The following is a 13,523-nucleotide window of genomic DNA, read 5'->3' as shown; positions in this document are numbered from 1 at the left end:
ACATGTCCAATCAATTGCCGGTCATCAATTTAATGGGGCCAACTGCAAGTGGTAAAACCGCTTTGGCATGTGAACTGTATGAGCAAGGGGGATTTGAGCTGATTTCGGTCGATTCTGCACTGGTTTATCGGGAAATGGACATTGGTACAGCCAAACCTTCTAAAGAGGAACTGGCGCGCTATCCGCATCATCTGATTGATATTATTAGTCCACTTGAAGTGTATTCTGCAGCCAACTTTGTCGAAGATGCTTGCCGCCTGATTGATGATATTCATGTGCGTGGTAAAACCCCGATTCTGGTTGGCGGAACCATGCTGTATTTTAAGGCCTTGCTTGAAGGTTTGTCAGATAACCTACCAAGTGCAGACTATGCTATCCGGGCAGAGATTGAAGCCAAGGGTGAGCAGGAGGGCTGGGAAGCGGTTTATGCAGAGTTATGTGCAGTCGATCCGATTGCCGGTGAAAAATTCAAGGTTAGCGACAAGCAGCGCATTATTCGAGCCTTGGAAGTTTTTAAATTGACTGGTGAGCCGATTACAAAACTACAGGCAGAACAACCTAAAAACTTACCATATCGTTACAGTTTCCATAATTATGCACTGATGCCAGATCGGTTAGAATTACATGGGCGTATTGAACAACGTCTGGAAATTATGTGGAAAAGCGGTTTTTTAAATGAAGTTGTGAATTTAATTGAAAAATACGATTTTAATGAAAATTTACCTTCCATGCGTTCAGTGGGTTATCGTCAGGCTATGGAATTCTTAAAAAATGCTGATAAAACCAAGGAAAAGCAACGGGAAATGGAGGATAAAGCTTTATTTGCGACACGACAACTTGCAAAACGTCAATATACGTGGTTAAGGTCTTTGCAAGAAAAGCATAAATTTACAACATATTTTACGCTACAGCAGGCTCAAGAAGACTTGCGAAACTGTCACGGATAAAGCAAAATTTAGGGACTATCTTTTTTATAATTTTTAATTGAAAAATAGAGATAGTTTTTGCGCTGATTTTTAATTTTTTTTGGAGTTATAACATGTCTAAAGGTCAAACTTTACAAGATCCATTCTTGAATTCTCTCCGTAAGGAACGTATCCCAGTATCTATCTTCCTAGTAAACGGTATTAAATTACAAGGTCATATCGAATCTTTTGACCAATACGTGGTTTTATTAAAAAATACAGTAAGCCAAATGGTTTATAAGCATGCAATTTCAACTGTAGTACCTGCACGTAATCCACGTCCTGCTGGCGCGCCTGCTGGTCCACAAGGTGCGGGCTTCGGTGGTCAAGGTGCTGCAGGTGGCTTTGGTGGCGGTCAAGGTGCTGGCGGCTTCGGTGGTCAAGGTGGTTTTAGCGGTCAAGGCGGCGGCTTCGGTGGTCAAGGTGGCTTTGGCGGTCAAAGCGGTGGCTTCGGCGGTCAAGGCGGCTTCGGTGGTCAAGGTGCTGGCTTTGGTGGTCAAGGCGGCTTCGGTGGTCAAGGTGCTGGCTTTGGTGGTCAAGGCGCTGGTTTTGACAACGATACTAAATTTGAAGACTCTTCAGACGATGAAAACAATCGTTAATCGAGTTTGAAAATTAAAAAACCTCTCAATGAGAGGTTTTTTTATATCTGTACGTTTTAAGCTGTTTAAATAAAAAAGCCAACGAGATGTCGTTGGCTTTTTAGCATTCTGGTAAGGCTTAACGGTTACGTTTAGGATCCAGTTGCGGATCTTTGATTTCTACATAAGCATTATTGCGCGTTTCACGTAACCAGCTATCTAATTCGGCATCAAATTGACGTTCACCCAGTAATTGGCGAGCCATACGTTCCTGATATTCCTGTGTCATATCTTGTTGGCGTGTTTCACTCACTTGCAGAATATGCCAGCCAAACTGGGATTGAAACGGTTTACTGAACTGACCTACTGGGGTGCTTTTCATCTGCTGTTCAAATTCAGGCACCATCACGCCTGGGCTAACCCAACCAAGGCTTCCGCCATCACGAGCCGAGCCAGTATCATTGGAGAACGTTGAAGCTAAAACAGTAAAATCTTCACCTTGTTTGAGGCGGTTATACAGACTATCAATCATTTGTTTGGCATTTTCAGGACTGACCACTTCAGACGGTTGAATCAGAATGTGTCGTGTTAAATATTGAGGAACAAGGGCTTTCTGTTCGCCACCTTTACGTTCCAAGAGCTTCAGAACATGTACACCATCAGCGACAGGAATCAGTTCAGAAGTTTGACCTGGTTGCAGGGTGGTCACGCGTGCAGCCAGTTCTGCTGGAATTTCTGACAGGTTTCTCACACCCATATCAGCAGCTTCGACTTTAACGCCGCCAGTGCTGTACTTTTTGCTGATCGCCTGAATGTCATTGCTGCTATTTAATTCTTGCTTTACCTTTGTTGCAATTTGTTCAGCATTTTCACCGCTTACCCGTAAATGCAGTACATGGACCTGACTGCCAAGCAAAGCTTGACCTTGCGGGGTATTTAGGAAGTTTTTAACATCTTGATCTGTAATTTGAATACGTGAAGTCACGATTTGTTGACGTAAACGATTCAGTGCTAAATCTTCAGCGATACGGTTACGTAAAGAAGCATAGGTATTGGGCGCCATGGCATCCAGTTTCTGCTGGAATGCTTCCAGACTCGGTGAACCAGAATCACGGGCAACTTTCAGGACGGCTTCATTTAAAGCTTTTTCATCTGGACGAATATTATAACGTTTAACTTGTTCAAGCTGTGCCTGACGAATAATCAGTTGCTCTAAAGCTTGTTGCTCAAGATATTGTTGTGGTGGAACTGCCTTTTTCTGTTTTTGCAGCTGATGTGAGATTTCGGCTACACCTTGAGCCAGGTCACTACGTAGAATGATACTATTGTCGACTACAGCTACAACTTCATCTTTAGGTTGGGCAACAGCAAAAGTCGTCATCGCTGAAGAAAGGCATAGCACAAGTGCGGTTGCTTTAAAAATTTGTTTTAACTGTTTTGTCTTCATTAACGTTCTGTCCAAGTTTGATTGATATTGTTAAAACCTAGAATACGATTTTCTAGTAATGAGGTGAGTTTGCTGCTTAACCCACCTAAGCCTTTCAGGCTGACTTCGGCCATAATGGCGCGTTTGGCTTTGACGCTTGAATCATTAACGTCGTCTAAGTCATTGTAATATGAGCGACCGTAAACAGAAACTCCCCAACAGCATGACTCATAGTTCACGCCAAGTAAATATTCCCGTGCGACACTATTGTCGAGGTCAAACTGGGCATGTCCAACCAGACGCCAGTTGTTGGCAATCGGCTGGATAAATGAACCCACCACATGATCATAGCTCTTTTGACGGTTCGGAATATCTTTGCGATAGAAATAGCCTAGGTTATAAAGATTGCCTTGCTCACCGGTATAATAAACCTGCAAATCTCGTTGGGCATTCGATCCATTCGACATCCAGCTTGAGTTCAGATTAACGTGAACATTATTTGACAGCTGGCTGGTCAGTTGAATTACAGGGCCAGTATGACTTTCACGGTCGAATTCATCTGCATCATTTTCCAACGTTACACGGCGATCTTCAAAGAAAAAGCTCTGTCCAACGCTGGCACGCAGGCGCTCCAGACCTTCTTCATTAAATAGGCTATAGCTCAGACCTAAGGAGGCAAAGTTATTGTCTTCCAGGCGGTCATTACCATAAAAGCGACGCGCACTGAAAAGTTGATCATAATTAATCGAAGCGACGACTGAATCAAAGTTTGGCTGATTCTGCTGGTTCTCATAAGGTGAATACGCATAGAACAGACGAGGCGTTAAGGTCTGTAGATACGTACCTTCTTTTTCAAAAATTAAGCCGGTGTCCAGCGTGAATTGTGGCACCACAATTGAATTATTTTCACTAGACGCGCTACGGCTTTGGGTTTTTTCATCATAGAAAGTATTGATGTTGCGTACAGTTGCCTGAGGAATGAAGAATGACCACGGGGTAAAATGATTATAACGCACGGAAAAGTCATTATAGATCCGTGTACCACTCGGTTGATATACCTTCTCACCCGTTGGATCAGTATCGGCGAAATTTCTCAGGTCTTTCTGGAAATAAGCCGTATCGTTATTAAATTCAAGCTGTAATCCCAATGGATTACCAGTTTTGTAATTGACTAAAAGCTGCGGCAAGCGTGCATAAGGACGGTCTTCATCCAGTACAGTTGGATCTAAGGTCTGGAAATCTTCGACTTTGAATTGTGCCTTTAAGCCAGGAATACCATTTTTGTAATTGACTTCCCAGGCACGGCGTAAGTTCAGGTCAGTTTTAGAGTTCGGGTTGTTATCCAGATCGGCAAAGTAATCTTTGTCTGAAGCGTAGTTATATTCAAGGTTGGTGGAGAGCTGATTATTGATCTGCCAGTTATGTAAGAAATGCAGGCTTTTACGGTCTTCGTCGCTATAGCTTTCATCGGAAGGTAAATAACCTCCCCAAATACGGCCTTCACCATAATTCTCAGTCAGATAGCGAAACTCACCGTCTAACATCGTACCACGATCGCCAATATAACGCGGCGTAATTGTCGCATCATATTGTGGTGCTAAATTCAGGTAAACCGGAACACCCAGTTCCAGACCACCATCATTGGTAAAGCCAAATGTCGGCGTCAGAATACCGGTAGTGCGGCGGTCATCAATCGGGAAGTTGAAATAGGGAACCGCTAAAACCGGAACATCTTTAACATAAAGCTTGGTATTCCGGGTTTCACCACGTCCGGTTTCCTGATTCAACTTGATCTTTTCTGCCTGGATTTTCCAGGTCGGTTTTTGCTCAGGTGGGCAGGTGGTATAGGTCGCATTTTCCAGTTCTACCGTCTCGGTCGAGGTTCTGGCGATCTTTTCTGCCCGACCATGCGCATGTTGCTGCTCGGCAATATAGAAGCTGTTATTTAGGTCGCCTTCTTGGGTCTTTAAATTATAATTAATATCATCACTTTGCGAGAGTAGGCCACCCTGAGCAAGTTGTACCCGACCTTCTGCTTTGGCATAGGTCTGGGTTTGATCAATCGTTACGCGTTCAGCACGAATCTGGCGACCTTGCTGGTCAATGATGACATTGCCTTCTAAATAAGAGTCACCTGCTGGATTGTAGTGTCCATAATCTGCAGTAATGGTGGATGTAGCCTGATCTGGCGCAACGGTTGCTGCATCTGGGGCAATCGGGGTCACCCAGGTGCCTTCACAATAAGCCGAACTTAAGTATTTTTCCTGCCGCTGCTGTGCTTCAGCTGAGGATTTGTCGACATAGTATTGCGAAAAGAATGCTTCACCTGGATAGGTCTCATTTATGCGCTGTTTGAGTTGTTCTGCATTTACATCGGACGAGACATTTGATGCAGCATAGCCGGAGGCTGAGCTGCCACATAAAAGGGTTAAGATCGCAGTCGCTAGAGGATTTATTTTAAAGTGATGCTTCATTTGTCTCATTAACCAATCATGCTTTTATCGCAATTAATTATTGTCGCATCATAGAGAAAAAGTTGATAAGTAGCTACACTTAGCACTTTAAAAACTCAGCCTGTATTAGAATTAATTGCAAATGAATACACAACGCGAACAATTGATACAATCTTGGATTGCCTCTGTACTCGGTTCAGATCAATTTGAAACTCATTTTTTAGCAGGTGATGCCAGCTTCCGTCGTTATGCACGAATCAAACTGAATAATAAAACATTTATGCTGATGGATGCACCACCAGAAAAAGAAGATTGTGTGCCTTTTGTGACGATAGATGAGTTTTTTGATGCACATGGCGTGCGTGTTCCGCATATCGTGGCAAAAGACCTGGAAAATGGCTTTTTACTGCTCGAAGACTTTGGTGATGTGCTGCTGTCGAATCTGCTGAATGACGAGACTGTAGATGCCTATTATGAGCAAAGCTTTAAGCAGCTCATTCAACTACAATCGATTGCTGGAGAAGGGCATTTCCCGGCATATTCTTATGAAAAACTGATCTCGGAAATGGAATTGCTGACTGACTGGATGTTACCAGCGTTAAAGGTTCAACTGACTGAATCAGAAAGCGCCTTGATCAAACGCACTTTTGCGATTTTGGCGAATGCCGCATTGGCACAGCCACAGGTGATCGTGCATCGGGATTTCCATAGTCGTAACTTGATTAAAATCGACAATGAAACCGAACTCGGTGTGATTGATTTTCAGGATGCTGTGATTGGTGCGGATACTTATGACTTGATCTCGATTACCCGTGATGCCTATGTACAGTGGAATGCCGATCGTGTGTATCGCTGGTTCAAAAACTTTTATGACTTGTTGCCAGCATCTGCTAAAGAAGAGCGTGACTTTGAACAGTTTAAAAAAGACGCCGACATGATGGCGATTCAGCGTCATATCAAGATTTTAGGTATTTTTGTGCGTCTGTTTGAACGTGATGGCAAGTCAGGTTATCTCAAGGACTTACCACGTGTGATGTGGTATCTGCTTGAAGAATCTAAGGCTTATGCAGAACTAGAGCCATTCATGCAGTTTATGCGTGACAGAGTGATGCCTGCATTTGAAGCTAAATATGGCTCATATGAGGTGGCTGCCTGAATGAAAGCGATGATTTTGGCCGCAGGACTCGGTAATCGTATGCGGCCGCTAACGCTGCATACCCCGAAACCCTTGCTTGAAGTCGGTGGCAAGCCACTTATCGTCTGGCATATAGAGAAACTGGCTGCGATCGGTGTTACTGAAATTGTCATCAATACGGCTTGGCTCGGTGAAAAACTCGCAGAAGCTTTGGGCGATGGTTCACGATTTGGCATTAACATCCTTTGGTCACATGAGGGTGAAGGTCTGGAAACCGCTGGTGGAATCATTAATGCCTTGCCGCTACTCGGTGATGAACCTTTTATTCTGTTAAATGGTGATGTCTGGACCACGATGGATTTTGCACCTTTACTGGATATTGATCTAAAGGATAATTTGGCGCATCTCGTACTTGTGCAGAACCCTGAACAACACCCAGAGGGTGATTTCACGCTTGCAGAAGGTAAAGCTTATACCTTTGATCAGCAAGTCGAAGGTGAAAACCTGACTTTTAGTGGTGTATCCGTGCTTGATCCAAAGATGTTCCAAGGCTTAGAGACTGGCAAGCGTCCTTTAGCGCCATTGCTAAAAGCGGCAATGCAGAATCAGCAGGTTGCCGCTTCTAAATTGGCAGGCATTTGGGTTGATGTGGGAACCCCGGAGCGTTTAGCGGCACTGGATACGGCGATCCGTGAAGGGAAGTTTGCTTAAGTGAATATTCGCTAAGCACTGCCTACTGTGCCAATATAGAGAAAACGGTATACTTCCACCTAACTTTTTCGAGCGTAGATTGTTTATGCACATGTTTTTTCAAGAACTAAAGCAGGGTAGCCAGGCTTTGGGTTTAGAGCTATCTGATGAAGCTTTAAATTTATTACTCAAGTATCAGGATGCTTTGGTGTTGTGGAACAAAGCATACAATTTGACTGCAATCCGTGATCCTAAGGAAATGCTGGTCAAGCATCTGCTCGATAGTCTGAGCATTCTGAAAGATCTTCCAGCGGGTCGATTACTGGATATCGGCACAGGTGGTGGTATGCCGGGCATGATCATTGCTTTATGTCAGCCTGAGCGTGAATGTGTGTTACTGGATTCTAACGGTAAAAAAATTCGTTTCCTCAAGCAGTTTATTGCTGACTTGAAACTCAAAAATGTCATTGCGGTACAAACCCGCGTAGAAAATGAAGACAGCATTAATGAACTGGGTCAATTTGATGTGATTACCAGTCGTGCTTTTGCATCATTAACGGACTTTGTTGATGCTTCTAAGCCGTATATGCATGAGCAAACAATTATTGCCTCAATGAAAGGCTTAATTCCTGAAGATGAAGTTGCTACTTTAAAAAATGAATTTAGTTGTGAGATTATTGAACTTAAAGTTCCGCGCTTAGACGAACAGCGTCATTTACTTCTATTAAAACGTATTTAAGATTTTTAAAGGGATTGGGGGCAACATGGCACAAATTATTGCGATTGCAAATCAAAAAGGTGGTGTCGGTAAAACCACAACCGCAGTAAATTTGGCGGCATCTTTAGCTGTGTTAAAAAAACGTGTTTTGCTGGTCGATATGGATTCGCAAGGCAATGCGACCATGGGGTCTGGCATTCAGAAGAATGACCTGCTTTATTCGGTTACCGATGTACTGCTGGGTGAAGTACCGATTGAAACGGCGATCTCTAAAGCAGAAGTCGGCTACAAGGTTCTTGGGGCAAACCGTGATCTGGCTGGGGTTGAGCTTGCGATTGCAGAGCAGGAAGGGCGCGAGTTCATTTTGCGTGATGCATTGCAGGAAATTGAAGGTTCGTTCGACTATATCATTGTCGACTGTGCACCAAGTTTAAGCCTGATTACTGTCAATGCTTTGGCTGCAGTGGATGGTGTGCTGATTCCAATGCAATGTGAATACTATGCACTGGAAGGTCTGGCTGATTTAACCCAAACCATCGACCGAATTCAACAGGCCTTGAATCCAGATCTGCAAATAGTTGGTGTATTACGCACCATGTACGATGCACGCAATGCCTTGACCCGTGACGTATCTGAAGAATTAGAACAATATTTTGGTAAAAAACTGTATGAAACCGTGATTCCACGAAATATCCGTCTGGCTGAAGCGCCGGCGCACGGTTTGCCAGTGATTTATTTTGAAAAAAGTTCAAAGGGTGCGGTTGCTTACTTAAATCTGGCAGCTGAAGTATTAAAGAAAAGCAAAGTGAAAAAAGGAAGTAAAGCATGACCGTCAAGAAACGTGGACTCGCCAAAGGTCGTGGCTTGGATGCCTTGCTGGGATCAATTCAAAAAGAAAAATTACAGATGGAAGCCCAAGGCATTGATCATGGTCAGCTAAAACAGATCGATGTAAACTTGCTCAAGCGCGGTGAATACCAGCCACGCCGTTATATTAACGAGCAGGATTTGCAAGAACTGGCGGCATCGATTGAAAAGCATGGCATCATGCAGCCAATCGTGATCCGACCGGTTGACGATGAGCGCTATCCGTATGAAATTATTGCAGGTGAGCGTCGCTGGCGTGCGGCACAGTTAGCGGGTTTAACCGAAATTCCTGCGATTGTACGGGATCTGAATGATCAGGTTGCCATTGCACTGGCGCTGATTGAAAACATTCAGCGTCAAGATCTGAATCCGATTGATCAGGCGCTGGCCTTACAGCGTTTCCATGAAGAATTTGGTTTAAGCCATCAGGAGATTGCAGATACCGTTGGTAAAGCGCGTACGACAGTGAGTAACCTGCTTCGTTTGCTCAGCTTGGCTGAAGAAGTGAAAGACTTTATGCAACAAGGTTTGCTGGATATGGGGCATGCACGTGCGATCTTAACCTTAAAAGCTAAAGATCAGCTCAAAGTTGCAGATATCGTAATTGAAAAAAGTCTGTCTGTGCGTCAAACCGAGCAGTTAGTCCGTGATTTCAATACACCTAAACAAGAAAAAGTAAAAGAAGCGGTAGCACCAGATATTCAGCAATTGACCCAGCGCCTTTCAGAGCGTTTCAGTGCAGATGTTAAAATTGACTATAACAAGCAAGGTAAAGGGAAACTGGTTATTAGCTATCACTCTTTAGAAGAACTTGATGGCATTCTTTCTATTTTAGAAGATGAATAATTTATATATTTTTTTTATTGGGGAATAAATTAGATGTGGGAATTGGTTAAAGCAGGTGGTTGGCTCATGCTGCCCCTGGTCTTGTGTTCTATCTTTATGCTGGCGATTTCGATCGAGCGTCTGATTCGCCTGAAAAAGAATGCAGTACTTCCGTTGACACTGTTGATGGGGCCTTCGCAAAATACAGCACAAGTCATGCAAAAAATGAATCAAAGTGCGGCCTTAAAGCAAAGCACTTTGGGTCGGGTATTTACTGCAGGCTATGCCAGCAAGCAGCAAGGTGAGCAGTATGCTCGCGCACAGATGGAAGTGGTGGCATCACAGGAAATTGGTTATCTGGAAAAAAACATTAATTTTCTGGGAACTTTGAGCGCAGTTGCGCCTTTACTCGGTTTATTGGGAACTGTACTTGGGATTATTGAATCTTTCCTGATGATCGATGTAGGTACCGGGAGTGATCCGGTATTGATGATGCCGGGTATTTCCAAGGCTTTAATTACCACGGCAGCCGGTATGTTGATTGCAATTCCTGCACTGTTTGCGCACCGTTATTTTCAGCGTCTGGTTCAGGAATATGTGGCTGAACTTGAACAGCAAGCGACTTTGTTTCATGCGGATCTTTTTTATCGCAATCATGCAGACATAGACCAAGACATGCAAAAAGCCAGCTAGGAGGCGGATGATGAAATTCAAACGCAACCAGGTGGAAGATGTACATATTAATCTGACACCGATGATTGATTGTCTGCTGTTTATTCTGGTCTTTTTGCTGTTATCGACGACTTTTAGCCAAATGAGCCGAATGAATCTGACCTTGCCTGATGCGCAGGGTGTACCGCCTAAAAGCTATGATCAAAAAGTCGAAGTGATTGTGGATGCCAATGGTCATTACGCAGTCAATGGTCAATCCTTGGCCAGTAAGGAAGTCGCGGATTTAAATACTGCAATTAAACAGATTTCTAATGAACGCCGTGATTTAATGTTTGTCATTGCAGCTGACGCAAAAGCCAGCCATCAGGACGTGATTCGTGTCATGGACGTGGCCGGGCAGCTCGGATTTGTAAATATTAATATCAGTACCAAAGTACCCACCCGAGGTTATTAGTGAAGCACGATTTTAAGGTCTATCTTCGCCTTTTAAGTTATTTAAAACCGTTTTGGGGCATTGCATTGCTTGTCCTGTTGGGTTTTTCTATTAATGCGGCTACGGAAGTTTCTGTCGCTAAATTACTGGAATATATTATTGAGGCGATTCAAAATAAAGACCAGAGTTTCACATCACTTTTCCCGTTTTTAGTGGTCATACTCATGTTCTTCCGGGGCTTGGGTTTGTTCATGGGTGGATATTTTACTGCGGTAATTTCCCGGAATCTGGTATTCAATATCCGTCAGGAAGTTTTTGCAAAATTGCTGCGTTTACCTTCCCAGTATTATCTGGACAATACCAGCGGGCATATTACTGCCAAAATCATGTATAACGTTGAACAGCTAACCGCTGCTTCAACTGAAGCCCTAAGAACCTTGTTGCAACAAGGTTTGATCACCCTGGCATTATTAGGCTACCTGTTGTATACCAACTGGCGTCTGACCATGTGTATCCTGATTTTTGCACCCGTCATAGGTTTTATTATCAGTAAAGCTGCAAGACGGATGCGTAAATTATCGCAACAAGTACAAGACACCATGGGTGATGTGAACCATGTAGTGCAGGAAACGGTGAATGCCAACCTGATCGTCAAGGGTTTTGGCGGGCAAAGTTCTGAGCAGGAACGCTTTAAACAGAACTCGCTTGAAAACTTGCGTCGTGGCTTGAAAATGGTCGCTGTGCAACAGTTGAATAGTCCTGTCGTTCAGTTGATCATGTCCATTTCACTGAGTATCGTGATGTTTATTGCCTTGCGCCCACAAATCTTGGGTGACACCTCTGCCGGTGAATTTGTTGCTTATATTACTGCGGCGGGTATGCTGGCAAGACCAATCAAAGCCTTGACGGATATCAATGAAAAAATTCAACGTGGTATGGCTGCGGCTCATTCGGTATTTGAATTGCTGGATATGCCTGAAGAAAAAAATACCGGGACTTTAACGGATAGCCTGAAAGGCGATATCGAGTTTAAAGATGTCAACTTGATTTATGATGATGGCCATCATGCTATTCATGACTTTAATTTGCAGGTCAAGGCCGGTGAAACAGTAGCGCTGGTAGGACGTTCTGGTGCAGGAAAAAGTTCTCTGGTGAATCTGCTGGTGCGTTATCAGGATGCAACTTCTGGGCAGATCTTGCTGGATCAGAAACCGATTGAAGATTTTGAAATTACCGCCTTGCGAACCCAGATTGCTATGGTGAACCAGCAAGTAGTACTGTTTAATCGTACCGTGCGGGAAAATATTGCTTATGGTCAGCTCGAAGGTGCTTCCGATGAAGATATTATCGCGGCAGCAAAGGCAGCCTATGCGCATGATTTTATTATGGCACTACCGCAAGGTTATAATACTCAGCTGGGTGCTCAGGGTTTAAACCTGTCTGGTGGCCAGCGTCAGCGCATCGCCATCGCGCGAGCAATTTTGAAAAATGCCTCTATTCTGATTCTGGATGAAGCGACCAGTGCGCTGGATAACGAGTCGGAATACTTTATTCAGCGTGCCTTTGATAAAGCCATGCAGGACCGTACCACCATCGTAATTGCACATCGTCTATCGACGATTGAAAACGCGGATCGTATTGTTGTGATGGATCAGGGCCGTATTGTTGAGCAGGGCAGTCATGCCAAACTGATTGCGCTACATGGTGCTTATTATCAGTTGCATCAGCGTAACTTTGAGGAACAGTAACTTATGGCACTGGCACAAATCATTCAGGATGCTTGGAATGCACAGGCAAAGTGGCTGGTGGTGCTGCGTCCTTTGTCATGGTTGTATCGCCTGGGTTTTGTCAGCAATCACTGGCTTTATCAAAAAGGCATTAAAAAAAGTTATAGTGCACCAATTCCCGTTATGGTAATTGGTAACATCACAGTCGGTGGTAGCGGTAAAACACCTTTGTTGATTCATCTGGTGGATTATTTAACCGAGAAAAATGTTCGAGTAGGCGTGATCAGTCGAGGCTATGGCGGCCAAGGTCCATTTCCTGCCTATGTCGACTTTAATACCTTGCCGGAGATTGTCGGAGATGAGCCTGCCTTGATTGTACAGGCAACAGGCGTGCCGATGGCAGTTGGTCCCAACCGGCAGAAAAGTATCGAGTTATTGCTGCACAAACATGAACTGGATCTGATTATCTGTGATGATGGCCTGCAGCATTGGGCCTTGAATCGCCAGATTGAGTGGATTGTGCTGGATAATAATCGCGGTCTGGGTAATCAGAAACTGCTTCCAGAAGGTTATCTACGTGAACCAGTGACCCGTTTGAAAACGGGAACCGTAATTGAGCATTCGGCTAACCCAAGCTCTGAACTGCATATGCATCTGGCTGCATCACAGCCTTATTTGCTTAATCAGGACAACAATAAAATCTTTGATCCTCAAGCGGCTTTTTATGCGGTAGTCGGCATTGGCTTTCCACAGCGGTTTTATCAGACCTTGCAAAATTTAGGCATAGAACAATTTCAGTGTCATGAGTTTCCAGACCATCATGACTATGACATTGAAGATTTACAGTTCGATGATAACAATCCGATTATTACCACTGAAAAAGACGCAATAAAAATTATGGCGCTACTTAAACAATATCCAGATTTTAAACAGGATATCTGGGTGGTGCCAGTCGATGCAGTCCTATCGCCAGCCTGCTATACAGTCTTGCAGCAACAGTTACAACAATACGGTATTCAAATTTCTTAAGG

At 43.9% G+C, this 13,523-nt stretch carries 13 protein-coding genes; 11 read left to right on the top strand and 2 right to left on the bottom strand.

Translation table 11 applies throughout. From position 1 onward, the window contains the following. The first annotated feature begins 2 nt into the window (after positions 1–2). Positions 3–947 carry a tRNA (adenosine(37)-N6)-dimethylallyltransferase MiaA gene (miaA, locus tag F995_RS03715; protein ID WP_004645483.1) on the top strand — a complete coding sequence of 315 codons (945 nt, stop codon included), beginning with the start codon at positions 3–5 and terminating at the stop codon, positions 945–947. Between the two features lie 92 nt (positions 948–1,039). Continuing rightward, a complete protein-coding gene (hfq, locus tag F995_RS03710; protein ID WP_004645482.1) occupies positions 1,040–1,567 on the top strand; it encodes an RNA chaperone Hfq in 528 nt (175 codons plus the stop codon). Positions 1,568–1,685: 118 nt separating this feature from the next. Here the strand turns inward: hfq and F995_RS03705 are convergent, their stop codons facing one another. Together F995_RS03705 and F995_RS03700 are read right to left on the bottom strand one after the other, a co-directional pair. Then, complete coding sequence (locus F995_RS03705) at positions 1,686–2,993, bottom strand: peptidylprolyl isomerase (protein WP_004645481.1); 1,308 nt, start codon at positions 2,991–2,993, stop codon at positions 1,686–1,688. Beyond that, on the bottom strand, positions 2,993–5,446 hold the full coding sequence (locus F995_RS03700; protein WP_004645480.1) for an LPS-assembly protein LptD: 2,454 nt from the start codon (positions 5,444–5,446) through the stop codon (positions 2,993–2,995). The genes F995_RS03705 and F995_RS03700 overlap by 1 nt, the downstream gene beginning before the upstream one ends. Positions 5,447–5,567: 121 nt before the next feature. Here F995_RS03700 and F995_RS03695 point away from each other — a divergent pair, with 121 nt between their 5' ends. From F995_RS03695 to lpxK, 9 genes are all read left to right on the top strand, one after another. Further along, the gene (locus F995_RS03695) at positions 5,568–6,581 is read left to right on the top strand and encodes an aminoglycoside phosphotransferase family protein (protein ID WP_004645479.1); all 1,014 of its coding nucleotides are present in this window, start codon (positions 5,568–5,570) and stop codon (positions 6,579–6,581) included. Then, positions 6,582–7,271 carry an N-acetylmuramate alpha-1-phosphate uridylyltransferase MurU gene (gene murU / locus F995_RS03690; protein WP_004645478.1) on the top strand — a complete coding sequence of 230 codons (690 nt, stop codon included), beginning with the start codon at positions 6,582–6,584 and terminating at the stop codon, positions 7,269–7,271. 85 nt (positions 7,272–7,356) lie between these two features. Continuing rightward, complete coding sequence (rsmG, locus tag F995_RS03685) at positions 7,357–7,989, top strand: 16S rRNA (guanine(527)-N(7))-methyltransferase RsmG (RefSeq protein WP_004645477.1); 633 nt, start codon at positions 7,357–7,359, stop codon at positions 7,987–7,989. Positions 7,990–8,014: 25 nt separating this feature from the next. Then, positions 8,015–8,797, top strand: a complete 783-nt coding sequence (locus tag F995_RS03680; RefSeq protein WP_004645476.1) for a ParA family protein — start codon at positions 8,015–8,017, stop codon at positions 8,795–8,797. After that, the gene (locus tag F995_RS03675) at positions 8,794–9,681 is read left to right on the top strand and encodes a ParB/RepB/Spo0J family partition protein (protein WP_004645475.1); all 888 of its coding nucleotides are present in this window, start codon (positions 8,794–8,796) and stop codon (positions 9,679–9,681) included. The genes F995_RS03680 and F995_RS03675 overlap by 4 nt, the downstream gene beginning before the upstream one ends. Positions 9,682–9,714: 33 nt before the next feature. Beyond that, complete coding sequence (locus tag F995_RS03670; protein ID WP_004645474.1) at positions 9,715–10,353, top strand: MotA/TolQ/ExbB proton channel family protein; 639 nt, start codon at positions 9,715–9,717, stop codon at positions 10,351–10,353. A 10-nt stretch (positions 10,354–10,363) separates the two neighbouring features. Continuing rightward, positions 10,364–10,786 carry an ExbD/TolR family protein gene (locus tag F995_RS03665; RefSeq protein ID WP_004278885.1) on the top strand — a complete coding sequence of 141 codons (423 nt, stop codon included), beginning with the start codon at positions 10,364–10,366 and terminating at the stop codon, positions 10,784–10,786. Beyond that, positions 10,786–12,513, top strand: a complete 1,728-nt coding sequence (msbA, locus tag F995_RS03660; RefSeq protein WP_004645473.1) for a lipid A export permease/ATP-binding protein MsbA — start codon at positions 10,786–10,788, stop codon at positions 12,511–12,513. The genes F995_RS03665 and msbA overlap by 1 nt, the downstream gene beginning before the upstream one ends. Before the next feature lie 3 nt (positions 12,514–12,516). After that, positions 12,517–13,521: a tetraacyldisaccharide 4'-kinase gene (gene lpxK / locus F995_RS03655; protein WP_004645471.1), complete on the top strand. Its 1,005-nt coding sequence runs from the start codon at positions 12,517–12,519 to the stop codon at positions 13,519–13,521. Positions 13,522–13,523: the final 2 nt, after the last annotated feature.

The organism is Acinetobacter sp. CIP A162 (assembly GCF_000367905.1).
Lineage (GTDB): Bacteria > Pseudomonadota > Gammaproteobacteria > Pseudomonadales > Moraxellaceae > Acinetobacter > Acinetobacter lwoffii.
This window is presented reverse-complemented; position numbering and strand designations above follow the sequence as displayed.